The 22,852-nt window shown below is 59.3% G+C and carries 21 protein-coding genes and 1 pseudogene; 11 read left to right on the forward strand and 11 right to left on the reverse strand.

The window, feature by feature from the left end; translation table 11 throughout:
• The gene (locus tag CAG47_RS06585; protein ID WP_085724339.1) at nt 1-1,116 is read right to left on the reverse strand and encodes a SagB/ThcOx family dehydrogenase; all 1,116 of its coding nucleotides are present in this window, start codon (nt 1,114-1,116) and stop codon (nt 1-3) included.
• A 477-nt stretch (nt 1,117-1,593) separates the two neighbouring features.
• On the opposite strand from CAG47_RS06585, the pseudogene CAG47_RS06590 reads away from it, so the two are divergent.
• The 5 genes and pseudogenes from CAG47_RS06590 to CAG47_RS06610 all read left to right on the forward strand — a co-directional run.
• A pseudogene (locus tag CAG47_RS06590) lies at nt 1,594-1,842 on the forward strand (PhoH family protein); the annotation flags it as partial.
• Between the two features lie 232 nt (nt 1,843-2,074).
• A complete protein-coding gene (gene moaC, locus CAG47_RS06595; RefSeq protein WP_085724104.1) occupies nt 2,075-2,548 on the forward strand; it encodes a cyclic pyranopterin monophosphate synthase MoaC in 474 nt (157 codons plus the stop codon).
• A complete protein-coding gene (gene moaD / locus CAG47_RS06600; protein ID WP_085724105.1) occupies nt 2,545-2,787 on the forward strand; it encodes a molybdopterin converting factor subunit 1 in 243 nt (80 codons plus the stop codon). The genes moaC and moaD overlap by 4 nt, the downstream gene beginning before the upstream one ends.
• Nucleotides 2,788-2,790: 3 nt before the next feature.
• Complete coding sequence (moaE, locus tag CAG47_RS06605; protein WP_015096731.1) at nt 2,791-3,243, forward strand: molybdopterin synthase catalytic subunit MoaE; 453 nt, start codon at nt 2,791-2,793, stop codon at nt 3,241-3,243.
• Between the two features lie 280 nt (nt 3,244-3,523).
• Nucleotides 3,524-4,300, forward strand: a complete 777-nt coding sequence (locus tag CAG47_RS06610; protein ID WP_085724106.1) for an ABC transporter substrate-binding protein — start codon at nt 3,524-3,526, stop codon at nt 4,298-4,300.
• 112 nt (nt 4,301-4,412) lie between these two features.
• Here CAG47_RS06610 and CAG47_RS06615 read toward each other — a convergent pair whose 3' ends face one another.
• The 5 genes from CAG47_RS06615 to CAG47_RS06635 all read right to left on the reverse strand — a co-directional run bounded on the left by CAG47_RS06615 (nt 4,413) and on the right by CAG47_RS06635 (nt 9,777).
• Nucleotides 4,413-5,054, reverse strand: coding sequence for a transcriptional regulator (locus CAG47_RS06615; protein WP_085724107.1), 642 nt, complete (start codon nt 5,052-5,054; stop codon nt 4,413-4,415).
• Between the two features lie 90 nt (nt 5,055-5,144).
• Nucleotides 5,145-6,272 carry an FAD-binding oxidoreductase gene (locus CAG47_RS06620; protein WP_085724108.1) on the reverse strand — a complete coding sequence of 376 codons (1,128 nt, stop codon included), beginning with the start codon at nt 6,270-6,272 and terminating at the stop codon, nt 5,145-5,147.
• A gap of 150 nt (nt 6,273-6,422) precedes the next feature.
• Nucleotides 6,423-7,367 carry an ornithine cyclodeaminase family protein gene (locus tag CAG47_RS06625; RefSeq protein ID WP_085724109.1) on the reverse strand — a complete coding sequence of 315 codons (945 nt, stop codon included), beginning with the start codon at nt 7,365-7,367 and terminating at the stop codon, nt 6,423-6,425.
• A gap of 139 nt (nt 7,368-7,506) precedes the next feature.
• Nucleotides 7,507-9,009, reverse strand: coding sequence for an ATP-dependent RNA helicase RhlB (rhlB, locus tag CAG47_RS06630; RefSeq protein ID WP_085724110.1), 1,503 nt, complete (start codon nt 9,007-9,009; stop codon nt 7,507-7,509).
• A gap of 111 nt (nt 9,010-9,120) precedes the next feature.
• A complete protein-coding gene (locus CAG47_RS06635; protein ID WP_085724111.1) occupies nt 9,121-9,777 on the reverse strand; it encodes an alpha/beta hydrolase in 657 nt (218 codons plus the stop codon).
• 467 nt (nt 9,778-10,244) lie between these two features.
• Here CAG47_RS06635 and CAG47_RS06640 point away from each other — a divergent pair, with 467 nt between their 5' ends.
• From CAG47_RS06640 to CAG47_RS06665, 6 genes are all read left to right on the forward strand, one after another.
• Nucleotides 10,245-11,276, forward strand: coding sequence for an amino acid ABC transporter substrate-binding protein (locus tag CAG47_RS06640; protein WP_085724112.1), 1,032 nt, complete (start codon nt 10,245-10,247; stop codon nt 11,274-11,276).
• A 65-nt stretch (nt 11,277-11,341) separates the two neighbouring features.
• The gene (locus tag CAG47_RS06645; protein ID WP_085724113.1) at nt 11,342-12,523 is read left to right on the forward strand and encodes an amino acid ABC transporter permease; all 1,182 of its coding nucleotides are present in this window, start codon (nt 11,342-11,344) and stop codon (nt 12,521-12,523) included.
• Between the two features lie 10 nt (nt 12,524-12,533).
• The gene (locus CAG47_RS06650) at nt 12,534-13,631 is read left to right on the forward strand and encodes an amino acid ABC transporter permease (protein ID WP_085724114.1); all 1,098 of its coding nucleotides are present in this window, start codon (nt 12,534-12,536) and stop codon (nt 13,629-13,631) included.
• 27 nt (nt 13,632-13,658) lie between these two features.
• Nucleotides 13,659-14,423, forward strand: coding sequence for an amino acid ABC transporter ATP-binding protein (locus CAG47_RS06655; protein ID WP_085724115.1), 765 nt, complete (start codon nt 13,659-13,661; stop codon nt 14,421-14,423).
• A gap of 400 nt (nt 14,424-14,823) precedes the next feature.
• Entirely contained in the window at nt 14,824-15,483 is a 660-nt protein-coding gene (locus CAG47_RS06660) for a FadR/GntR family transcriptional regulator (RefSeq protein ID WP_085724116.1), read from the forward strand.
• Entirely contained in the window at nt 15,473-16,783 is a 1,311-nt protein-coding gene (locus CAG47_RS06665) for a CynX/NimT family MFS transporter (RefSeq protein ID WP_085724117.1), read from the forward strand. Before CAG47_RS06660 ends, CAG47_RS06665 begins: the two co-directional genes overlap by 11 nt.
• Nucleotides 16,784-16,790: 7 nt before the next feature.
• Here CAG47_RS06665 and CAG47_RS06670 read toward each other — a convergent pair whose 3' ends face one another.
• The 5 genes from CAG47_RS06670 to CAG47_RS06690 all read right to left on the reverse strand — a co-directional run bounded on the left by CAG47_RS06670 (nt 16,791) and on the right by CAG47_RS06690 (nt 22,698).
• On the reverse strand, nt 16,791-17,438 hold the full coding sequence (locus tag CAG47_RS06670) for a DUF1120 domain-containing protein (RefSeq protein WP_085724118.1): 648 nt from the start codon (nt 17,436-17,438) through the stop codon (nt 16,791-16,793).
• 82 nt (nt 17,439-17,520) lie between these two features.
• Nucleotides 17,521-18,132, reverse strand: coding sequence for a DUF1120 domain-containing protein (locus tag CAG47_RS06675; RefSeq protein WP_085724119.1), 612 nt, complete (start codon nt 18,130-18,132; stop codon nt 17,521-17,523).
• A gap of 84 nt (nt 18,133-18,216) precedes the next feature.
• On the reverse strand, nt 18,217-19,359 hold the full coding sequence (locus tag CAG47_RS06680; protein WP_085724120.1) for a DUF1120 domain-containing protein: 1,143 nt from the start codon (nt 19,357-19,359) through the stop codon (nt 18,217-18,219).
• A 10-nt stretch (nt 19,360-19,369) separates the two neighbouring features.
• The gene (locus CAG47_RS06685; RefSeq protein ID WP_085724121.1) at nt 19,370-21,853 is read right to left on the reverse strand and encodes a fimbria/pilus outer membrane usher protein; all 2,484 of its coding nucleotides are present in this window, start codon (nt 21,851-21,853) and stop codon (nt 19,370-19,372) included.
• 116 nt (nt 21,854-21,969) lie between these two features.
• Nucleotides 21,970-22,698 carry a fimbria/pilus chaperone family protein gene (locus CAG47_RS06690; protein WP_085724122.1) on the reverse strand — a complete coding sequence of 243 codons (729 nt, stop codon included), beginning with the start codon at nt 22,696-22,698 and terminating at the stop codon, nt 21,970-21,972.
• Nucleotides 22,699-22,852 lie beyond the last annotated feature (154 nt).

The raw sequence follows: 22,852 nt of genomic DNA on the forward strand, positions 1-22,852 counted from the left end.
TTATGATGCTGTTGCTTTCAATAATTTTGCGACTCCGGGGGTCAGAGGGTCTTGTAGGCCATGTCCTCCTGCCAGAACAAACAGAGAGTGCTCTTTGAAACCATCAACCTTGATTAGGTTGTTCAATAGGTCATCTATGAAGTAGCCGGTCAACCAAGTGTTTAGTTTGTGAGCTGTTGCCACGAGGTTGAATGTCTGAGATAAATGTCCTACATCCATTAAGGCCGAACGGTACGCTCGTGAGTGTGGGTATTTCCACCAAAGCTTATCAAAGCGTGAGCTCATTACAATGAGAAAGCTTGCATCCACTGCAAAACTTTGATGGCATAAAATTTGTGATAAATCAGAGCCTATTCCATCCTCCAGCTTTGTCAGAATATGTTGGTGGGACCTGTAATGGTAGACGCCTCGATCTAGGTTATTGACATTTAACGCTACCAGATACGCTTCTGTTGCTTGTAAGCATCCCGCGCTGGGTGAAGATCTGCGATAGCCAACGGTCAGAATTCCTCGCTCTGCAAGTTTGGATTTGTGCGAATCTCCGTGTATTTTCCCGAATGTAGTAAATAAGATGTTAGATACAATTTCCAGTGGGACGGATTTCTTGTTGAAGTTTCGACTTGTAGTTCTATTCCATAGAGCTTTTTTCAGGCTGTAAGAGTCAATTACCTTGCTGTTGTAATCGGGAAGATGCACCTGCTTTCCTTCTCGTTCTGTATCGAGGTTTGGTGTGCTTTCAGCAATGCTCTCGCAGAAATTTACATAACCGATCTCTTCGTTAGTCTCGGTGTTTGTGAATTTGCTAGGGAAGTTGTGCTTGCTTCCAAAGTGGAATATTTTTGAAATGAGATCCCATCCCCATGGTCCATTTAGAATTTTTTGTTTCTGGCACTCTTCAGCCTGTCTACCGATTAATAATATTCCTGCTTCAATTAATATGTCATCCTCTGTCTTAGGTGTATATGGCATTCCAATTAGTTCGTTTAGTTCGAAAATTCTATCAAGGTATTGCCTTTCGAATATTTCGTATTGCTCTCCCGTTTCCAAGTTCCATAATCCGAAGATACCTTCGTTTAGTGTGATCGTTAGGTTTTCATTAATTTTGAAGTAAGTCATTTTTAAGTGCTCCGCGTTGATGTGCCGAGAGGGCATAGTAACCAACCCGGCACTGGGCTCAATTAATTTGCTAGTTTCGAGTCCCGCTTCGCAGGAGTGATGAGAATGTTGTATGCGTTGTTGGAGAGCGCAGTCAGTCGAGTTTGCAGATTTGCTTTACGCATAATAAGAACCTCTTGCTATTTTTAGGGTTATGAAGCCGTTTGACTTCACTGACGAAACTAGTCGTCTTCAAAAAAATGGTCAATAATTTGAGTTGTAGGAATATTCGTATAATGTAAGTTCCTAGATCGCACACTAAATTCCTACTTGAAATCATTTTTGAAAGGTAATCATGCTGTTGCGGAAGGACTCATAGGATGTAGTTGTTTCTATACCTTCGGAAAAGGTGCCTGTTAGTAGCATTTCGTTACGCAATCGTAGGCACGATGGCTATGGGCGATAGAGGGTAAATATTGATCGAAGAAGGAGAAGTAAATCCTGTTCGACGAATGCCAGAACCTCACGCCGCACCAGATGAAAACCATCATCACCCGCGCCGGCGCCGGTTCCAAAGTGGTGTGCCTGGGCAACCTCGCACAGATCGATACCCCTTACCTGTCCGCGACCAGTTCCGGGCTGACCTACCTCACTGAACGCTTCAAGGACTTCCCGAACGGGGTGCACATCACCCTGCAAGGGGTGCCACGCTCGATCCTGGCCGAATACGCCGAATCGCACCTGTAACTATCTACCGGAACCGGGCGGCCGCAAGGTCGCCCGGTTTTTTATGTCCGACACAAATCCCTTGTGGGAGCGAGCTTGCTCGCGATGACGGTGTGTCAGTCGCCATCTCAGGTGAATGGCAGGCCGCTATCGCGAGCAAGCTCCCACAGGGGATTGTGGTGGAAGCATAATCGTGCGTGCGGAAATCTGACCCGCAGGTTTACAATCGATGCTCCTGATCAGGAGTAATCCCGTGCTGACTCATCTCGATTCCCAAGGTCGCGCCAACATGGTCGACGTCACCGAAAAAGCCGTGACGTTCCGTGAGGCGACCGCCCAAGCGCTGGTGCGCATGCTGCCCGAAACCCTGCGGATGATCGTCAGCGGTGGCCACCCCAAGGGTGATGTGTTTGCCGTGGCGCGCATTGCCGGCATTCAGGCGGCAAAGAAAACCAGCGATCTGATTCCCCTGTGCCATCCGCTGATGCTGACCGGCGTCAAGGTCGAGCTCAGTGCCGAAGGCGACGACTCGGTGCGCATCGTGGCGCGCTGCAAGCTGTCCGGGCAGACCGGTGTCGAGATGGAGGCCCTGACCGCAGCCAGCGTCGCCGCGCTGACGATCTACGACATGTGCAAGGCCGTTGACCGCGGCATGACCATCGAAAGCGTACGACTGCTGGAGAAGGTCGGCGGCAAGAGCGGCCATTTCCAGGCGGAGCAACCATGAACGTAACCGTGAAGTTTTTCGCTCGTTATCGTGAAGCGTTGGGTCTGGACTCGGTGAAGGTTCAAGGCGATTTCTCCACCGTCGATGATGTTCGCGCCCTGTTGGCCCAGCGTGAAGGTGCCGAGGTGTTGAGCGAGCAAAACCTGATGTGCGCCCGCAACGAAGACCTCTGCCAGCTCGACGAGCCGGTCAGCGAGGGTGATGAAGTGGCGTTCTTTCCGACTGTGACCGGGGGCTGAGACATGGCCATTCGCGTGCAGTCCACACCGTTCGACCCGGGTGCCGAAGTCAACGCCATGCACGATGCCAATGTCGGCGTGGGGGCGGTGGTGAGTTTTGTCGGCTATGTGCGCGATTTCAATGACGGCCTCGACGTCGCCGGGATGTTCCTCGAACACTATCCCGGCATGACTGAAAAGGCTCTCGGCAAGATCGCCATCGAGGCCGAGCAGCGCTGGCCGCTGCTCAAGCTGGAAGTGCTGCACCGCATCGGCGCCCTGGAACCGGGCGAGCCGATCGTTTTCGTCGGCGCGGCCAGCGCCCATCGTCAGGCGGCGTTCGACGCCTGCGCCTTTGTCATGGATTACCTGAAAACCCGTGCGCCGTTCTGGAAAAAGGAAAACACCAGCGACGGGCCGCGGTGGGTCGAGGGGCGTGACAGTGATCATGCGGCGGCGGATCGCTGGAAGCAGTAATTCCTGCGGCGTTTTCAATTAAGTCTTCGCGAGCAGGCTCGCTCCCACAGTTGAGCGCATTCCCCTGTAGGAGCGAGCCTGCTCGCGATGGCGACATCTGCATCACCAAAAACCTTGATGACTCACCACCCGACCATCGGCCGGCACGGGCTGCAATTGCCTCATTGACGGATAATACATAAAAGTCCAGTATGGAATTATAAGTACAAAAAAGGTTCCCATCCCGTTTCAGCTTTTTCTTCTGTCTTGCCAAACCAACAACAACCCGCGAGAAACGAACATGAAGAAGTTTCCCCTCATCACCGGTCTGGCCCTGAGCCTGTTGGCGTGCAGTTCTGTGTTTGCCGCCGAGAAAACCCTGCGCATCGGCATTGAAGCCGCTTACCCACCGTTCGCCTCGAAAACCGACCAAGGCGAGATCGTCGGTTTCGACTATGACATCGGCAACGCCCTGTGCGCGCAGATGAAGGTCAAGTGCGTGTGGGTCGAAGGCGAGTTCGACGGTCTGATTCCTTCCCTGAAGGTGAAGAAAATCGACATGGCGCTATCGTCCATGACCATCAATGAGGACCGCAAGAAGTCGGTGGACTTCACCCACAAGTACTATTTCACCTCGTCGCGCCTGGTGATGAAGGACGGCGCGGTGGTGGATGACCAGTACGCCAGCCTCAAGGGCAAGACCGTCGGCGTGCAGCGCGCCACCACCACCGACCGTTACGCCACCGAGGTGTTCGAGCCCAAGGGCATCAACGTCAAGCGCTACAGCAACAACGAAGAAATCTACATGGACCTGGCGGCCGGTCGCCTCGACGCGATTTTTGCCGACACCATTCCGCTCAATGACTTCCTGTCGATGCCGCGTGGTCAGGGGTATGCCTTTGTCGGGCCGGAGCTGAAAGATCCGAAGTATGTGGGCGAGGGGGCCGGGATTGCCGTGCGCAAGGGCAATACCGAACTGGTCAGCGAGCTGAACACGGCCATCGATGGCATTCGCAGCAGTGGCGAGTACCAGAAGATTTCCGAGAAGTACTTCAAGTCTGATATCTACGGCGACTGATCAATCGCCATCGCGAGCGTGCTCGCTCCTACAGGGCATGGTGTACGCCTATCCATTGTAGGAGCGAGCCTGCTCGCGATGGCGCCAGATCAAACAATACAGGTCTCAGGGTCTAACCCTTCAACTCCTTCAAATGCTTGTACACCGTCGCCCGGCCCATGTTCAGCACATTGGCCACGTAGTTCGATGCGCTTTTGCCCTTGAACGCGCCTTCGGCGTGCAGCGCCAGTACCAGCTCGCGCTTGTGGTCGCGGGTCAGCAGGTTCAGGCTCAGCTGACGTTCCCGTAGCCAGGCATGGAGGAAGGTGTTGATCCGTTCCTGCCAGTCATCGCGGAACAGGGCATCCGGTTGCGGGATCAATTTGGTCGGCGACAGGAACAGATCCAGGGCGGCCTTGGCATTCTCGAACAATGAAATATTCAGGTTGATGCACAGCACGGCCAGCGGATGACCTTCGCTGTCGCGTAGCACCGTGCTGAGGCTGCGAATCTTCTGACCATCCCAGTTGAGCTTTTCGTACGGTCCGATATTGCGCTCGCTGACATCGTCGCTGAGCATGTCTTCCAGCGCCGAGTCGTCGCCGATGTCCCGCTTGGACAGGTTGTTGGCGATGTAGTCGACCTTTTGTGAGCGCAGGTCATGCAGCACCACTTCGGCGTGGGGAAAGAACAACGTGGCGATGGCATCGGCGATCGCCCGGAAGTTATCCAGCGACGCGGTGTCGGGGGCCGAGTCTTTTTCGGGGGCGTTCATGCAGTGGAACTCCAGGCAGCGTCAGCGCCCCATCAAAGGGGCGCTGAAAGTGTGCCGTAATCGTGTGGGCGCGTCACCTGAGGATCTGGATCAGCCGAGGCGCGCAGGGGAGAGCATTTCGGCACTCAGGCCGAAACGGCCGAGCGCCTCGGGCAACGCCGCACCGCGTACCAGCGCAGCACTGGCCTGGCCCATGGCCGGCGAGGTCTGGATGCCGTAACCGCCCTGTGCCGCGACCCAGAACAGTCCCGGCACCTGTGGGTCGAAACCGGACAGCAGGTCGCCATCGCTGACGAAGCTGCGCAAGCCGGCCCAGGTGCGGGTCGGACGGCGAATGGTCAGGGTCGTGGCTTCTTCGATCTGGTAGATGCCCATGGCGATGTCCAGCTCTTCGGGCTGGACGTCGTGGGGCTCCACCGGGTCGGCGTTGGCTGGCGAACCGAGGAACATGCCGGCGTCGGGTTTCATGTAGAAGGACTCGTCGAGGCTGACCAGCATCGGCCAATGGTGGATGTCCACGCCTTCCGGGCCGGCGAAGATGAAGGCGGCACGGCGTTTGGGTTGCAGGCCCAGCGGCTTGGCGCCGGCCAATTCAGCGATCTTGTCGGCCCAGGCGCCGGCGGCGTTGATGATGATCGGCGCGCTGAATGTCTGGCTGCCGGTTTGCACGTGCCAGTGACCTTGATCATCGCGGCTCAGGCTGACGACCTCGCTGTCGGTATGCACTTCACCCTGGTTGCGGCGAATGCCGCGCAGGTAGCCCTGGTGCAGGGCATCGGTGTCGATGTCGGTAGCCGTTGGATCGTAGATCGCGCCGTGGACTTTTTCCCGACGCAGGATGGGTACCAGCGCGCAGGCCTCGTCGGTACTGAGCAATTGCATCTGCGGCACGGTGGCTTTCGCGCTCTGGTATTGCCTGTTCAGTTCATCAGGGTCACCGGTCAGGTCCACGGTCATCTCGCCGCGCGGGGTCAACAGCGGGTGTTCGCAGAAGCCGGTGGGCGGGTTGTCGAAAAAGTCGCGGCTGGCCAGGGTCAATGCCCGCACTTGCGGCGTGCCGTAGGCGGCGGTGTACAACGCCGCCGACCGACCGGTGGAGTGATAGGCCGGATGGGATTCGCGTTCGAGTACGATCACGCGGCCATGCTGCGACAGCCAGAAACCCGTGGAAGCGCCGGCAATCCCGCCGCCGATGATGATGAAGTCTGCCTGGCTCATGAACGTCTCCTTTTGGGGCGTAAATGCCAATGGTGTAGAGATTTCCTGTGGGAGCGAGCCTGCTCGCGAAAGCGTCGGATCAGTCAACATCCCTGTTGAATGAAAGATCGTATTCGCGAGCAGGCTCGCTCCCACAGGTGGATTGTGGTGTCAGTGCTGCAGGCGATAGATCGCACTGGCCAGCGCTATGTCTTCCAGGCCCAGGCCGATGGAACGGAAGAACACGTGGCGGTCGTAACCGGGGCGCTGTACTTTTTCGCTGATCAGGTCGGGCAGGTCGCCGACAATCGCGTCCTTGTTCCAGCCATGCCGTTCAGTCGCGATCAGCATTTCACCGGCCGAGCCCGGGGTGGTCTGGCGAAAGTCGCAGAACACCTGCATGTCGTTGAGGCTTTGCGGCGGCACTTCGTGGGCGCGCGGCGCGTTGGTGCTGATGGAGGTGATCAGCGCCGGTTTGCTCAGGCTTGACGGCTCGATCACCGGGCCGGCGGACGAGGTGCAGAGCATGATCACATCGGCGTCCTGAACGGCAACCTCGCGGCTGTCGACGATATTCAGGCGTGGTTCGATGTTTTTCAGCAGGCTCATGGTTTCGCCATCATCGCTCAGGTTCGGCGCGTACAAGCTGATGCTCTGCCAGTGGCGCAGGCCTTTCACGTAGTGCAGGTGCGCCTGGGCGACTTTGCCGCTGCCGATGATGGCCAGGCGATTGGCGGTGAGCGGGGCGAGGGCATCGACCGCCACGGCGGTGGTCGCGGCGGTGCGTGCGGTGGTCAGTTCACCTGCATCGCACAGCAACAGCGGCTGGCCGGTCTGCGTCGACATCAGCAGCGTCCATGCGGTCACTAATGGCCCCTGATCACGGACGATGTACGGCGAAGTCTTGATCCCGTACACGCCGTCTTCGGCCAACACACCCAGGTAGTTGATGAAGTCACCGGCGCCCTGTGGGAGCTCCACCAGTTGCTGCGCCGGTTGCACTGCTTGCCCGGACGCCAGGTCACGGAACATTTTGCGCAGGATCTGCGGCACATCGACCTGCGCCAGCAGCTCGCGAGCCTGGGCTTGGGTGATCACTTGGGGCGTACTGGACATGCTCGGCTCCGGCGTTGGCTGAAAGTAAACTATTTTGTCTATTATGGACTTTTAGTTGTCTCTCGCAAGCGTCTGTTGAAAAGCCGGGCGAAAAAAAAGCGCAGTCCGTTTCCGGCTGCGCTTCTCTTTTCAGCGTCGCTTAATGAGGACGCTTGCGTTCAACGGCCCGCAACAGATGGGTCGGTGGCGTTTCACAGCTGATCTTGCGCCCCAGTTTTTCTTCGATGGACGGTAGCTGGTAGGAGTCGTCTTCACCGGCAAAGCTGATGGATACACCGTCGGCACCCGCACGCCCGGTACGCCCGATGCGGTGCACATAGTCGTCAGGCACTTCCGGCAGGGTGAAGTTGATCACATGGCTGATGCCGTCGATGTGGATGCCGCGACCGGCCACGTCGGTGGCGACCAGCACGCGAATCTTGCCTTCGCGGAAACCTTCCAGGGTCTTGATGCGCTTGTGCTGCGGCACGTCGCCGGACAGTTGCGCGGCATTGATGCCGTCGCGCACCAGGCGTTCTTCGATGCGCCGCACTTCATCCTTGCGGTTGGCGAACACGATCACCCGCTCCCAGCCGTTGTCGTTGACCAGGTTGTAGAGCAGTTTGTATTTGTCGGCACCGGCCACGGCGTAGATGTGCTGCTCGACGTTTTCGTTGGCCACGTTGGTGGCTTCGATTTCGACGATCGCAGGGTCGGTGGTCCATTGCTTGGCCAGGTTCATCACGTCTTCGGTGAACGTCGCGGAGAACAGCAGCGTCTGACGCTCGGACTTCGGCGGCGTCTGGCGAATGATCTGGCGCACTTGCGGGATGAAACCCATGTCGAGCATGCGGTCGGCTTCGTCCAGCACCATGACTTCGACCATGTCCAGATGCACGTCGCCGCGCTGGTTGAAGTCCAGCAGACGACCGGGCGTGGCCACGAGAATGTCGCAGTGGCGGGCTTCGAGCTGCTTGAGTTGCTTGTCGAAGTCCATGCCGCCGACGAACGTCATGACGTTGAGGCCGGTGTACTTGGTCAGGCCGGCGGCGTCCTTGGCGATCTGCACCACCAGTTCGCGGGTCGGCGCGATGATCAGCGCCCGTGGCTCACCCATGTAGCGCTCTTTCGGCGGTGGGGTCTGCAGCAACTGGGTGATGATCGAGATCAGGAACGCAGCGGTTTTACCGGTGCCGGTCTGGGCGCGGCCGATCGCGTCCTTGCCCGCGAGGGTGAAGCCCAGCACCTGGGCCTGGATCGGCGTGCAATATGGGAAGCCCAGGTCGTGGATGGCGTGCATCAGTTCCGGGGCGAGCTTGAAGTCGTGGAAGCGGGTCTTGCCTTCCTGGGGCTCGACGACGAAGTCTTCGAGTTTCCACGGGATGACCGGGGCTTTTGGCTTCGGTTCGCGGCGTGGTTTGGCGGGCTTCGGCGTTTCGCTGCGTGGCTGCCCGGGGGCAGTGGTCGCCGCGGGCTGGGCGGCGGGAGGGCGCTTGGGCTCATGTCGCGGTTCGTCTTTCGGTGCCGCCGTGGGGGCGGTCCGGCCAGGCTGATTACCGTCGGTGCGGTGGCTGGGCTGGTGAGACGGAGCGCTGGGGGCTGGCGCGAGTTGTTCGGTCTCGCTTTTACCGAACATTTTCTTGAGTGCTTTGAGCACGGTCATCTCATCGATTGGTTAAGGAATGTACGCCGGCCAGTGTAATGCAAGAAACGGGCGCGGCGTAGTGGGATGGATCAATGGGCGCTTTTAAACAGAAAAACGCCGGTAAAACGTTTAGCGCAAACGTTCAGCAAGCCACTTACCGATGTCGCGAATTTCCTCGGGTAACACTTCGTGGGCCATTGGGTACTCTTGCCATGTCACGGTGACACCATGCTGCTTGAGGTGTTCGTAAGCGCTACGGCCCATCGAGCTTTGCACCACGTCGTCATATTGGCCGTGCATCGACAGTACCGGAATGCGCTGCTGACTCGCGGACAGTTGCAGTTCGTCGCTGAAGGTCGGTGCATAAGTGGACAGGGCAACGACGCCACCCAGCGGTCCCTGCCATTTCAGAAACGCGGTGTGGAACACCACGGCGCCACCCTGGGAAAAACCTGCCAGGAAAATCCGCGAGGCGTCTATTCCGCTGGATCGCTGCGCTTCAATCAGTTCGATAATCCAGTTGGCGGACTCTTCCAGTTGTTCGCGATTGATCGCGCGCGCCGGGCTCATGGCCAGGATGTCGTACCAGCTCGGCATCTCGTAGCCGCCGTTGATAGTGACAGGGCGATGCGGTGCCTGCGGCAGAACGAAGCGGGTGCTCAGCAGGCTCTCCTGCAGCGCTTCGGCCACCGGCAGGAAGTCGTAACGGTCGGCGCCCAGGCCATGCAGCCAGATGACGCAGGCATCTGCGGTCTTGACGGGCTGAAGAATCAAGGGGTTGGTCATGGCTGCTCCAAAAATGTGCGTGCGCGCTCATCGGGTGCGAGGAATGAGTGCGCGTCTGATTGATCAGTTACGAAGATGTCGCAAGGTTACAAGTTTTGCTATTGACCTGCAGCTCAACTGCTTCTGCGAGCGGTGTGGTACGGGCTTTGCTATGGGGAAACGGTGCAACCCATCTCGCGCCTGGCGGTAACACTATCAGTGTACTGCCGACTGTGGGATAGCAATGAATCCGGTGATGGATGTTCGCCAATGGCCGCTACGGGGCTTCGCGAACGTGAAAGGGCTACAGCCCGTTCGGCCGACTGGTGAGAGTGAGTTTTCCATGATGTGGATTTTCTCCTACTAGACTCAAAGCTAACGTCTTACGTCGGTTGACCCCAAAACAAGCCAACTCGGGTCAACTACGCCTCATAAGGGTGCGACAGGACTCACGCTCCGACACAACAAGAGCAAAACTGGAGGTTTGAATGAAGATGTTGAAATCCACCCTGGCTATCGTGACTGCAGCCGCGGTACTCGGTGTCAGCGGGTTTGCCCAGGCGGGTGCAACCCTGGATGCAGTGATGAAGAAAGGTTTCGTGCAGTGTGGCGTCAGCGATGGCCTGCCAGGCTTCTCGGTTCCGGATTCCACCGGCAAGATCGTGGGTATCGATGCTGACTACTGCCGCGCAGTGGCAGCTGCTGTCTTCGGCGACGCGACCAAGGTCAAGTTCAGCCAGTTGAACGCCAAGGAGCGCTTCACCGCGCTGCAATCCGGCGAAATCGACATCCTGTCGCGCAACACCACCATGACCAGTTCCCGTGATGCGGGCATGGGCCTGAAATTCCCGGGCTTCATCACTTACTACGACGGCATCGGCTTCCTGGTAAACAACAAACTGGGCGTCAAGAGCGCCAAGGAACTGGACGGTGCAACCATCTGCATCCAGGCCGGTACCACGACCGAACTGAACGTTTCCGACTACTTCCGCGGCAACGGCCTGAAATACACCCCGATCACTTTCGATACTTCCGACGAAAGCGCCAAGTCGCTGGAGTCCGGTCGTTGCGACGTACTGACCTCCGACAAGTCCCAGCTGTTCGCCCAGCGCAGCAAGCTGGCTTCGCCGAAGGATTACGTGGTTCTGCCGGAAACCATTTCCAAGGAACCGCTGGGCCCGGTCGTACGCAATGGCGACGACGAGTGGCTGGCCATCGTGCGCTGGACCGGCTACGCCATGCTCAACGCTGAAGAGGCCGGCATCACTTCGAAGAACGTCGAAGCCGAAGCCAAGGCCACCAAGAACCCTGACGTTGCCCGCCTGCTGGGTACCGATGGCGAGTACGGCAAAGACCTGAAAGTGAAGAAAGACTGGGTCGTGCAGATCGTCAAGCAAGTGGGTAACTACGGCGAAGTGTTCGAGAAAAACCTCGGCAAGAGCACTCCGCTGGAAATCGACCGCGGCCTGAACGCGCTGTGGAACCAAGGCGGCATCCAGTACGCACCACCAGTGCGCTGATGGTTCTATCACCCGGTGGGCCAACCACCGGGTGATGTTCTGTTCCATTATTTCCGGGGCACTTCATGCAAAATTCAATCGGCGCACCAAAGCAGAGGCTCAGCCTCAGCGATCCGCGAGTGCGTGCGTGGGTATTTCAGATCATCACGGTTGTCGCGGTGGTCTCGCTGGGCTGGTATCTGTTCGATAACACCCAGGCCAACCTTCAGCACCGGGGCATTACCTCCGGTTTCGACTTTCTGGAGCGCAGTGCCGGTTTCGGCATCGCTCAACACCTGATCGACTACACCGAGGCGGACACTTACGCACGGGTGTTTGTCATCGGCCTGCTCAACACCTTGCTGGTGACTTTCATCGGCGTGATCCTGGCGACGATCCTCGGCTTCATCATCGGTGTGGCACGGCTGTCGAAGAACTGGATCATCGCCAAGCTGGCGACGGTGTACGTGGAAGTCTTCCGCAACATTCCGCCGCTGCTGCAAATCCTGTTCTGGTACTTCGCGGTGTTCCTGACCATGCCGGGGCCACGCAACAGCCATAACTTCGGCGACACCTTCTTCGTCAGCGCCCGTGGCCTGAACATGCCGGCGGCGTTGATCGCAGACGGCTTCTGGCCGTTTGTGGTGAGTATTGTGGTCGCCATCGCCGCCATTGTGCTGATGAGCCGCTGGGCCACCAGGCGCTTCGAAGCCACCGGTGAGCCGTTCCACAAGTTCTGGGCCGGTCTGGCGCTGTTCGTGGTGATCCCGGCCTTGTGCGCACTGATCTTCGGTGCACCGGTGCACTGGGAAATGCCGAAGCTGCAAGGCTTCAACTTTGTCGGCGGCTGGGTGTTGATCCCGGAACTGCTGGCCCTGACCCTGGCCCTGACCGTGTACACCGCGGCGTTCATCGCCGAGATCGTGCGTTCGGGCATCAAGTCGGTCAGCCATGGCCAGACCGAAGCGGCGCACTCGCTGGGCCTGCGCAACGGCCCGACCCTGCGCAAGGTGATCATCCCGCAAGCCCTGCGCGTGATCATTCCACCGCTGACCAGCCAATACCTGAACCTTGCGAAGAACTCGTCGCTGGCGGCCGGTATCGGTTATCCGGAAATGGTCTCGCTGTTTGCCGGGACCGTGCTCAACCAGACCGGCCAGGCGATCGAGGTGATTGCGATCACCATGAGCGTGTACCTGGCGATCAGTATCAGCATTTCCTTGCTGATGAACTGGTACAACAAGCGCATTGCGCTGATCGAGCGGTAAGGAAAAGCGCATGAGCACTCATACTTTCAAACCTGACATGCCTCCACCGAGCAGCAGTATCGGTGTGGTGGCGTGGATGCGCGCGAACATGTTCTCCAGCTGGCTCAATACCTTGCTGACCCTGTTTGCGTTCTACCTGATTTACCTGGTGGTTCCACCGATCCTGCAGTGGGCGATCATCGACGCCAACTGGGTCGGCACCACTCGTGCCGACTGCACCAAGGACGGCGCCTGCTGGGTTTTCATCCAACAGCGTTTCGGTCAGTTCATGTACGGCTACTACCCGCCGGAGCTGCGCTGGCGCGTAGACCTGACGGTGTGGCTGGCGGTCATCGGCGTGGCACCGCTGTTCATCTCGCGCTTTCCGCGTAAAGCGGTCTACGGTCTGTGCTTCCTGGTGCTGTACCCGATCGTTGCCTGGTGCCTGCTGCACGGTGGCGTATTCGGACTGCCGCAGGTGGCGACCAGCCAGTGGGGCGGCCTGATGCTGACCCTGGTGATCGCCACTGTCGGCATCGCCGGTGCGCTGCCGCTGGGGATTGTCCTGGCGTTGGGTCGTCGTTCGAACCTGCCGGCGATTCGCGTGGTCTGCGTGACCTTCATCGAATTCTGGCGCGGCGTGCCGTTGATCACGGTGCTGTTCATGTCCTCGGTGATGTTGCCGTTGTTCCTGCCCGAAGGCATGAACTTCGACAAACTGCTGCGGGCCCTGATCGGCGTGATCCTGTTCCAGTCGGCCTATGTGGCCGAGGTGGTGCGCGGTGGTCTGCAGGCGATTCCCAAAGGTCAGTACGAAGCGGCTGCCGCGATGGGGCTGGGCTACTGGCGCAGCATGGGCCTGGTGATTCTGCCGCAAGCCCTGAAACTGGTGATCCCCGGTATCGTCAACACCTTCATCGCACTGTTCAAGGACACCAGCCTTGTGATCATCATCGGCCTGTTCGACCTGCTCAACAGCGTCAAGCAAGCCGCCGCCGATCCGAAATGGCTGGGCATGGCCACCGAAGGCTATGTGTTCGCCGCCCTGGTGTTCTGGATTTTCTGTTTTGGTATGTCGCGCTATTCCATGCATCTGGAACGCAAGCTCGACACTGGCCACAAGCGCTAAGTCGCTACCTGATTAGGAAGTTTTGTGATGAGCGAAGCAAACAAGAAGCCTGCGAGTCCTGAAGGCATTATTCAGATGCAGGGCGTGAACAAATGGTACGGCCAGTTTCACGTACTCAAAGACATCAACCTCAACGTCAGGCAGGGTGAGCGCATCGTCCTGTGTGGCCCGTCGGGCTCCGGCAAGTCCACCACCATCCGTTGCCTCAACCGACTGGAAGAACACCAGCAGGGCCGCATCGTGGTCGATGGCGTGGAACTGACCAACGACCTCAAGCAGATCGAAGCGATCCGTCGTGAAGTCGGCATGGTGTTCCAGCATTTCAACCTGTTCCCGCACCTGACCATTTTGCAGAACTGCACCCTGGCACCGATGTGGGTGCGCAAGATGCCCAAGCGCAAGGCCGAGGAAATCGCCATGCACTACCTGGAGCGCGTACGCATTCCGGAGCAGGCGCACAAGTATCCGGGGCAACTGTCCGGCGGTCAGCAACAGCGAGTGGCGATCGCCCGTGCACTGTGCATGAAGCCGAAAATCATGCTGTTCGACGAACCGACTTCGGCGCTCGACCCGGAGATGGTGAAGGAGGTTCTCGACACCATGATCGGCCTGGCTGAAGACGGCATGACCATGCTCTGCGTAACCCACGAAATGGGCTTCGCCCGCACCGTCGCCAACCGCGTGATCTTCATGGACAAGGGCGAAATCGTCGAACAGGCCGCGCCGAACGACTTCTTCGACAACCCGCAGAATGATCGTACCAAGCTGTTCTTGAGCCAGATCCTGCATTGATCTGACCCAGGCACTGAAATAAACCCGGACTGCGTTCCGGGTTTATTTTTACCCGCAGAAACCCCCGCCCTCCCTCTGTAGGAGCGAGCATGCTCGCGATGGAAGACCAGACACCACGGGGCGTCAGGCAGCCCGCGTTACCGTCGACGACCATCGCGAGCGTATCGTCGGTGTTCACACAGTCTGCATCGTTGTAGGAGCGAGCATGCTCGCGATGGAAAACCGGGCACCGCGGGGTATCAGGCAGCCCGCATTATCGTTGACGACCATCGCGAGCGTGCTCGCTCCTACAGGGGCCGTCGGTGTTCACACGCTCGCGATGGAAAGCATTGCCCTCCCGGAACATGTTGACTAACATGTCAGAAAATTCATCCTATGATTGGATGAGAGGGCGAATTCCATGTCAGAAATATCTCCGTTGGTAAAACGATCCCTGGTCGATCAGGCCCTGGATCAATTGCGCCAGCGTATCAACCAAGGCGTTTGGGCCGTCGGCCAGCGCCTGCCCACCGAGCCCGAGTTGTCGGCGGAGCTGGGCATCAGCCGCAATACCGTGCGCGAAGCCATGCGCGTGCTGGCGTTTTCCGGGCTGATCGAAATCCGCCAGGGCGATGGCAGTTACCTGCGGGCGATGGTCGATCCGCTCGATACGTTGAAAGCACTGTCCCGTTGCTCCCTTGAGCAGGCCCGGGAAACCCGGCACATCCTCGAAGTCGAGGCCATCGGCCTGGCAGCCCTGCGCCGTACCGATGAAGACCTGGTGGCATTGCGCGAGGCGCTGGGTGTCAGTGGCAGTCACTACCACGGCGATCTCGACACCTACATCGCCTGCGACCTGGTGTTCCACCGTCGATTGGTGGACGCGGCACACAACCCGACCCTCAGCGAGTTGTACCGCTATTTCTCCAGCATCATCGGCGCGCAATTGCGCCAGACCCTGAGCATCGCCCCGCGCCGCCAGGAAGTGTTCGACCTGCACATCGAATTGCTCGATGCCGTCGAACGACGCGACCCGGAACGGGCCAAAGCCCTGTCGAGGCAGTTGATCAATGAACCTTGAAACCGAGAAGTCCATGCACCACGGTGATTTATCCACAGGCCAAAAACGTTCGGCGGAGCTGGAAGAGCTGCTGATCGATGCCGAGGCCGATGACGAACAGGTCCAGCAAGCCCACCCGGTACTGCGCCGGCCGTGGTTGTTGCTGCTGGGCCTGGTACTGGTGGCGCTGAACCTGCGCCCGGCGCTGTCGAGCATGGCGCCGATGCTCAGCGAAGTGTCGAAGTCCCTCGGTCTTACGGCATCACAGGCAGGTTTGCTGACGACGCTGCCGGTACTTTGCCTCGGCCTGTTTGCGCCACTGGCACCGCTGCTGGCAAGACGTTTTGGCGCTGAGCGGGTGGTGCTGGGCATACTTCTGACCCTCGCTGGCGGGATCATCCTGCGCAGTTCCTTTGGCGAGATTGGCCTGTTTGCCGGCAGCGTGCTGGCCGGCGCCAGTATCGGTGTGATCGGCGTGTTGTTGCCGGGCATCGTCAAGCGCGATTTCCCCAGGCAGGCGGGGACCATGACCGGCGTCTACACCATGGCCCTGTGTCTGGGCGCGGCGATGGCAGCGGGTGCGACCGTGCCGCTCAGTGAGCATTTCAACAAAAGTTGGGCGCTGGGCCTCGGCTTCTGGGTCATCCCGGCATTGGCGGCCGCGCTGTTCTGGTTGCCGCAAGTCGGCCAGAAGCACGGTGCGCACAACGTCGCCTACCGCGTTCGGGGACTGTTGCGTGACCCGCTGGCCTGGCAGGTGACCCTGTACATGGGCCTGCAATCGTCCCTGGCTTACATCGTGTTCGGCTGGTTGCCTTCGATCCTGATCGGGCGCGGCCTGACCCCGACCCAGGCTGGCCTGGTGTTGTCGGGCTCGGTGATCGTGCAACTGGTCAGCTCCCTCGCCGCGCCATGGTTGGCGACACGTGGCAAGGATCAGCGCCTGGCGATCGTGATCGTAATGGCCCTGACCCTCGGCGGTCTGTTCGGTTGCCTGTACGCCCCGATCGAAGGTCTGTGGGGCTGGGCCATTGTGCTGGGGCTGGGCCAAGGCGCCACGTTCAGCCTGGCATTGACCTTGATCGTGCTGCGTTCGCGGGATTCCCATGTGGCGGCGAACCTGTCGAGCATGGCCCAGGGCTTCGGTTACACCCTGGCGTCCATGGGGCCGTTCGCGGTCGGTATCGTGCATGATTGGACCGGCGGCTGGACGGCCGTGGGCTGGATCTTTGGTGTGATTGGCCTGGGCGCGATCATCGCCGGCCTTGGTGCCGGGCGGGCGCTCCATGTACAGGTCAGCAGTGAAAAAACTCAACCGTGACGCACGCCTACAAATAGATAACCTCCAGGGTCGCAGAGCCGTCGAGTGTTGCATCGTTACTCAAGTCCAGCGTTGAGGTGGGGGCAATGACGGTGACGATCCTGACCCGGCTGCTCAGGTTCTGAATCGCGACGGGGCCTGCGCTGCTGCCTGCCGCATCGGTGAAGCCCAGATAACTTTTGGCGCCGATCGATATTGGGTCGGACCTGGATGTACTCCACGCCAGCCCTCCGGTGGTGGAGTCGGTTCGATACACTTGAGGCAGTGCGTCCACCCGGGTGCTGGCGGGATCGAAGTTCAGTGAATACAAACCGATCCTGTTGCCGCTGCGGTCGTACTTCAGGCCATAGAAGATATGACTGTCGGTGATGGCCGAGCCATCCCGGTTGTCGTGCATGAGCAATGCGAAACGGGCAGGTGCCGTGCAACTGATGTTGAGGTCGAGGGATTCGTCACGCAGTTGCGTCCTTTTGTCGACATTCAGTTCTTGCCGGGAGATGGGGCCGTAGTCGACAACGCCGTTGTTGGAAAAAGTCGGGGTGCAGGCGACCGGGGTGATGAGGCCGTTGACCGTCAGATCAGCGGCAGGCACCGCCAGGGCGCCAGTCGTACTTGTCAACAACGTTGCGGTCAGGGTCAAAGGTATACGCTTCATCGGTCAATTCCTTTTCGAGAAGAAGGTATGGGTGCTGAACCGCTTGTTCATGCAGGCAACGAACGGTTCAGCGTTTCACTCCTTAGAGGTACAGCACTTCGAAGGTTGCGGAGCCGTCAATGGCGAGGTCGCCATCCAGTTTCAGCTGGTCGGCACGGACGATGTAGGTATCGACCTTGAGGTCCACGGTGACAACCTTTGCATCGATTGGTGCAGTACTGCCTGTAGTGGCTGCGGACAACCAGTACCCCGCTTTGACAAGGTCTGTTTTCGCCCAGGTGCCTCCCTTGTCGTTTGACTCGACAGGATCAACCTCGACCATATCAGCTGTGACTTTCTGAATTGCTGGGCTGAAGAATCCCACCGGTTTATCCTCGCTGGTCAGGCCGAGGCCAAACCCGTCCATAATTCCTGTACCGCTCCTGTTGTCGATTGCATTGATGGCGAAGCCGATAGATCCATCGCAGTCCATGGTCAATGTAATATCGGTACTGTCGACCAGGGTATTGCGCTCCTGTTCAAGCTGCTGATACGAAATCGATCCCACGTCGATGAGCGCTTGGGAGAGTGTCGGCGTGCAAGCGGCTGGCGTGATGACGCCGCGGACTGTCAGATCGGTGCTCGGCCCTGCCAGAGCAAAAGGGGCGACACTGATCAGTGCCGTTGTGGTGAGTGCTGCAAAGTACTTTTTCATGGATGAAGCTTCCTTACTTTTGTTGGCCTTGAATTACCCTGGGCGCGGGATTGCGCCCAGGGTTCAACAAGGCAGGGGTGGGTGTTACGGGTAAAACATTTCGATCGTCCCTGAGCCGTCGAGGTGAACGGCGCTGCTCAGGTCCAGGCTCGCTGTCGGGGCGATGACCGCATCGACCGTCACCCTGGTTGTGAGGTTCTGGATCGAGGCCGGCCCTGCGGTGCTGGCGGCGCTGTCGGTAAAGCCCAGGTAGCTTTTCCGGGCGATCGCCATGGGGTTTGAACTGGAGGTGCTCCAGGCCACGCCTTCGGTGGTGGAGTCGGTTCGATACACGCGGGCAAAGCTGTCCGCGCTGGCGTTGGCTGGATCGACAGTCACTGAGTACAGGCCGATCTTGTTGCTGCGCTTATCCAGGCCCAGTCCGTAGTAGATTTCGCTGTTGTCCGTAGCCGTACCTGGGCGGTTGTCATGCATGACCAGGGCAAATTGGGTCGGTGCGTCGCAGCTGACCCGCAGGGTTAAATCCTTGGGAGGCAGCCGAGTGTTTTTGTCGGGACTCAGCTCGTTTATCGATAGCCGACCGAAATCCACCAGGCCGCCACTGGACAGTTCCACGTTGCACGCAGCGGGCGCGAAGCTGGCGCGCAGGGTCAGCTCCCGGGTGCGGCCCGTAGCGACGGCGTCGAACAGGCCAGTGGTTTCCCAGACAACGGTGTCACGTACCTGCAACGCATTTTTCGGCGCCCAGGCTGTCAGTTCCAGGTGCGCCGACAGGCTTTGCCCTTGTACCGCCACGCCGCCACGAACCGGAACAATCGCCTGTTGCGGTCGCCAAAGCAGACTCGAAGCGGTTGCTTCGGGTGCCTGGCCGACGGCGGAAATCAGGCCCAGGTCTACCGGTTGCCCATCGAGTACGGCATCCCCCATGCGCACGGCATAGCTGCCGTGCTCGGTAAAGCGAAAGCGTTCGGCGGTCGCGGCCATGGCGCGGTAGAACAGGGTCATGTCGGTGGGGTATGGGCAGTTCAGGTTCAGGCTCAGACGGCGCTCGCCCAGGGTTACCTCTGCTGGGGCATGGGCGCGTATGGCCCGATTCATCACGCCGTAATCGAGTACCGGCTGACTCAGGGTCAGCTGGCAGTCATCGGCGAGCGCCCAGGCCTGAGGCGCAAGTCCGCTCAACATCAAAGTGCCGAGTGTTGACAGCAAAGGGTGGGGCAGCTTCATGGGAGCATCCTTAAAGTGTTCGGCACTGGGCGGCAGCGGTCTCGTAATACACCTGGTTATTGGCCTCGGCGGGCAGCTCGAAACGCAATTCGCAGCGCTCCAGCCCCGGTGCGGTTATCCACAGGTCGCGGGTGTCGAGGACGTTGGGCAGAAACACCAATCCGCCTTCTTGAACGAGCGTGACGAACTCACCGTTTGCTGTGCTTACCGTCGCGCCACGAGGCAGGGGGGCACCCTTGTCGGTGGTGACTTTGAGCAAGGCACGCCGGGTCGACGTGATACCGAACTCGACTTTGTCGACGGCTCCGCGCCCGGCGGAAACCACGGCCACGCCATTGTCGATATCGAGGTTGCGTGGCAGCGAGCGGGTGTCGACTTCTACCGGGCTGCGGCCATAGGCGCGCACTTGAGGAGCCACGGCGTAACCTTGCCAATCGGTCCATACCGGACCGCTCGGGGTCGAGACTTTGATGGCGCTCGTATCGCCTACCGAAAGCAGCGCGAAGGTGTCCCGTACGGCATAGGGCGAAAACGTCAAACCGTCGCCATGCAACACAGCCGCGCCACGCGCGCCAATCTGGTAGCTGGAGTGTTCGGCGTCGGAGCGGGTGTGGCTCAAGTCCAATTGGCTGTAGCGCGGCAACAGGGAAACCCCCGCCGAGGACTGCACTTGTCTGTCTCGTGTGTCGTGCTCGAAACCGACGCGGTAACTCAGATGGTCGTTGAGTTGTTCGTTCAAGCCGACACCGCTGCGGTATTCGCCAGCGGAGCTGCGTACCCAGGTGCGCGCCCGACGACTTTCACCCAGCGGAATACTCAAACTCAGGTAAACGCTGTCGTCGCTGCGTTGGGTACCGCTGACTTGCCATTGCGCCGTGGCCGACACCGACACGCCGCCGATCCGGGTGCCCCAGGACGCCAGGGCGCGGCTGCTGTTTTGTCCGTCGAAAGTCGTTGAGCGATTGAAACCGCTGCTGAACGCGCCAAGCCCGGGGTGCGACCAGGCCAGCGACAGGCTCTGTTGATCGCGGTAACGCGACCGGCTGCGCTCGGACCGAGTATCGAACACCGCCTCCGACAGTTCGCGATAGCCGAAGGTTCGGTGCGACGTTCCGGCATTGATAGACCACTGCTTTGCCATGCGTTGCGAAACATTCAGGTCGGCCTGAAGCCCGCTGTCGGCCAGGTGGGTGCTGGTGTCTGTCGCTTGCAGGGTGGCCTGGATCTGTGTCTCCGGTCCTGGCAGCAGGCTCAGGCCAGCGCCCGCGGCGCGGTAGTCGGTGGCCCCCGTGGCACCGGTGATCAGCAGAGCGCTCGGGTTGAGTGCTCCGCTCCAGCCGCCGCTGATCACCCAGGGTTCGCCGCCCTGTGCTGCGCCGAGATTGCGTACCTGGCCAGCGGCGAGCGAAAAACCGGGAGCCGGCAAGCCAACACCGAGCATGGCGACGGGGACTGTGAAGCGTTGCTCGCTGCCGTCCGCTTCCTTGACGGTGACCTCGACATCGGAGCGACTGTCGAGCCGACGCACGTTGCTCAGGGAAAACGGCCCGGCCGGCACCACTGTCGAGTGGATCAGTGAACCGTTCTGGCGGATTTCGACCTGGGCCTTGCTCTGAGCAATCCCTTCGATGGGCGTGCTTTGGCCTTCGACCTGGAGCGCCTGCTCGGTCATGAGCTGGACGCCGGTGATCTGCGCGCCAGCCAGTATCGGGTTGTAGAGATTGACCTGACCCGCTTGAAGCACCGTCTCATGGCTGGCAAAGGTGCGCTGGGCGTAAGCGGCCAGGTGAGTGGTGCTCGACACATCGTTCTGCCAGGTCTGCACCTGGCGACTGCGCACAATCCAGTCGCCGGCATTGAAACCGACTTCGGTATTGGCTGAGAGGTAGCGGTTCGATTGGCTGCCGTATTGGCTGTGAAGGCTGTTGACGTCGTAGTTGAGTAACCCGGCGATACCGCCGGTTTGATAACCGGAGATGTCGCGGACCGCCGGACGTATCGCCTGGGTGGGCACGATCAATGACAGGCCGAGGTTGGCCGGGTCCTGTTCGATTCGGGCTTGCGGCCAGGTGGCGAGTACATCGAAGCAGCCTTTGTCGTTGGCTGGAGTCGGGGGGGCGGTCAGGTTTGCCGCATCGAGCAGGGCACGGTCAAAGCACAAGTCGCCTTCACGGTTGAATGTGACATCGACCCGGCCACTGCGCAGGCCATTGACCGTGAGGGTGATCGGATGTTGGCCAGCGGTGAAGTTCGGAGCGGCCAGCAACAGGGTGGCGAGACTGGGGTCGATACCGCGTTGACTGAGCATTTTCTGGTCGAACGAAGTCAGTGACGAAGCAGCATCGAGGTCTTCGGCATTCGCCTGGAACCCTGTCAGCAAGTTGCTCAGCAGCAACACCATGCCGGTCCCGGCCCGCGACAGTTGAGGGAACGTGTTGGTCGACCGAATCGCAGGCATGGCTTCGCCATCACGGTATTTCAATACGGTGTTCATGAAGTTCGCTTGGGTAATGTCTGGGGGCCGGCTTGATTCGCTACGGCTTCGTCATACAGGCGGCGACGGCAAAACAGTCCGTCACCTTGAGATGTCTGTGTCTGCCTTTTCTTGCGCTAGGGAACGAGCAGCGCTTCATAGGGAGGCACGGCAAAGCCATAGACGGTCGCGGGATGAATTCGAACCTGGGTGGCAGCCTTTACTGGGGTGGAAACGCTGATGTGGTCACCGGGCAGCACGTAGGTTCGCGGCAGCATTGCAGCGCTTCCGGAAGGCAACAGTTGTACTTCCTGAGCCAGGCGTACGACATAAGGCGTTTCGTTGCGTACGCTCAGTTGACCCTCCTGCAGCGACCATTTCAGGTCGGACCAGGGTGTGCGGTTGGGTGCCAGGCCCGCGGGGTGAAGGATGATCGGCAGGTTCTGGCGCACCGTCACGCCGACACGGGCATGTCCGGCCTCGGGAGCAGATTTGTCTTGGGGGATGCCTTCGAAAATCACTCGTTTCAAACGCTGGGTGAGCAGGGGCTTTTCCGATTGCAGGATAAAACGCACCAGTTGCGACTTTGAGGCTTCAACGCGTGCCAGTGGCGGCGTCACGAACACCAAAGGTTCGGTGTCTTCGGGAATGTCTTCGATGGTTACGTGCAGCAGCGCCAGGCTGGCGTCGGTATTGGTTACCGATACAGCCGTTTCTCCGTTGGTTTCATTGACGATGACCACGGATGTATCCGGCACCATACCGTCGGCATGGACCTGTGCGATCCATAACAGAATGCACACACTGAAACCCGCCCGGGTCAGGCGGCGCACCTGGTTCAAAAATATTGTCGTGATGTCTCTCATGGAAATTCCTGGATCAAAGTCCGTTGGCATGGCTCGCAATTCAGGTAATCCAGTGATTGTGTGAGCAGGAGTTCAGTGCGTTGGGTCATTGGTGTCTTGTTCATGTATTCGATAGTCATGCAGAGCGTGAGCGCTGTTCTGTACGGGCATGGCC

Origin of the sequence: Pseudomonas sp. R37(2017) (genome assembly GCF_002113375.1) — a bacterium.
In the GTDB taxonomy this organism is placed as follows: domain Bacteria; phylum Pseudomonadota; class Gammaproteobacteria; order Pseudomonadales; family Pseudomonadaceae; genus Aquipseudomonas.

What these genes read in the sequence shown, in the direction of transcription:
- CAG47_RS06650 (WP_085724114.1), top strand. Translation starts at nt 12,534, where the DNA reads ATGAGCACTCATACTTTCAAACCTGACATGCCTCCACCGAGCAGCAGT.
- CAG47_RS06660 (WP_085724116.1), top strand. Translation starts at nt 14,824, where the DNA reads ATGTCAGAAATATCTCCGTTGGTAAAACGATCCCTGGTCGATCAGGCC.
- CAG47_RS06690 (WP_085724122.1), bottom strand. Translation starts at nt 22,698, where the DNA reads ATGAGAGACATCACGACAATATTTTTGAACCAGGTGCGCCGCCTGACC.
- rhlB (WP_085724110.1), bottom strand. Translation starts at nt 9,009, where the DNA reads ATGACCGTGCTCAAAGCACTCAAGAAAATGTTCGGTAAAAGCGAGACC.
- CAG47_RS06620 (WP_085724108.1), bottom strand. Translation starts at nt 6,272, where the DNA reads ATGAGCCAGGCAGACTTCATCATCATCGGCGGCGGGATTGCCGGCGCT.
- CAG47_RS06585 (WP_085724339.1), bottom strand. Translation starts at nt 1,116, where the DNA reads ATGACTTACTTCAAAATTAATGAAAACCTAACGATCACACTAAACGAA.
- CAG47_RS06680 (WP_085724120.1), bottom strand. Translation starts at nt 19,359, where the DNA reads ATGAAGCTGCCCCACCCTTTGCTGTCAACACTCGGCACTTTGATGTTG.
- CAG47_RS06645 (WP_085724113.1), top strand. Translation starts at nt 11,342, where the DNA reads ATGCAAAATTCAATCGGCGCACCAAAGCAGAGGCTCAGCCTCAGCGAT.
- CAG47_RS06665 (WP_085724117.1), top strand. Translation starts at nt 15,473, where the DNA reads ATGAACCTTGAAACCGAGAAGTCCATGCACCACGGTGATTTATCCACA.
- CAG47_RS06670 (WP_085724118.1), bottom strand. Translation starts at nt 17,438, where the DNA reads ATGAAGCGTATACCTTTGACCCTGACCGCAACGTTGTTGACAAGTACG.
- CAG47_RS06640 (WP_085724112.1), top strand. Translation starts at nt 10,245, where the DNA reads ATGAAGATGTTGAAATCCACCCTGGCTATCGTGACTGCAGCCGCGGTA.
- CAG47_RS06675 (WP_085724119.1), bottom strand. Translation starts at nt 18,132, where the DNA reads ATGAAAAAGTACTTTGCAGCACTCACCACAACGGCACTGATCAGTGTC.
- moaD (WP_085724105.1), top strand. Translation starts at nt 2,545, where the DNA reads ATGAACGTAACCGTGAAGTTTTTCGCTCGTTATCGTGAAGCGTTGGGT.
- moaE (WP_015096731.1), top strand. Translation starts at nt 2,791, where the DNA reads ATGGCCATTCGCGTGCAGTCCACACCGTTCGACCCGGGTGCCGAAGTC.
- CAG47_RS06615 (WP_085724107.1), bottom strand. Translation starts at nt 5,054, where the DNA reads ATGAACGCCCCCGAAAAAGACTCGGCCCCCGACACCGCGTCGCTGGAT.
- CAG47_RS06625 (WP_085724109.1), bottom strand. Translation starts at nt 7,367, where the DNA reads ATGTCCAGTACGCCCCAAGTGATCACCCAAGCCCAGGCTCGCGAGCTG.
- CAG47_RS06685 (WP_085724121.1), bottom strand. Translation starts at nt 21,853, where the DNA reads ATGAACACCGTATTGAAATACCGTGATGGCGAAGCCATGCCTGCGATT.
- CAG47_RS06610 (WP_085724106.1), top strand. Translation starts at nt 3,524, where the DNA reads ATGAAGAAGTTTCCCCTCATCACCGGTCTGGCCCTGAGCCTGTTGGCG.
- CAG47_RS06635 (WP_085724111.1), bottom strand. Translation starts at nt 9,777, where the DNA reads ATGACCAACCCCTTGATTCTTCAGCCCGTCAAGACCGCAGATGCCTGC.
- CAG47_RS06655 (WP_085724115.1), top strand. Translation starts at nt 13,659, where the DNA reads ATGAGCGAAGCAAACAAGAAGCCTGCGAGTCCTGAAGGCATTATTCAG.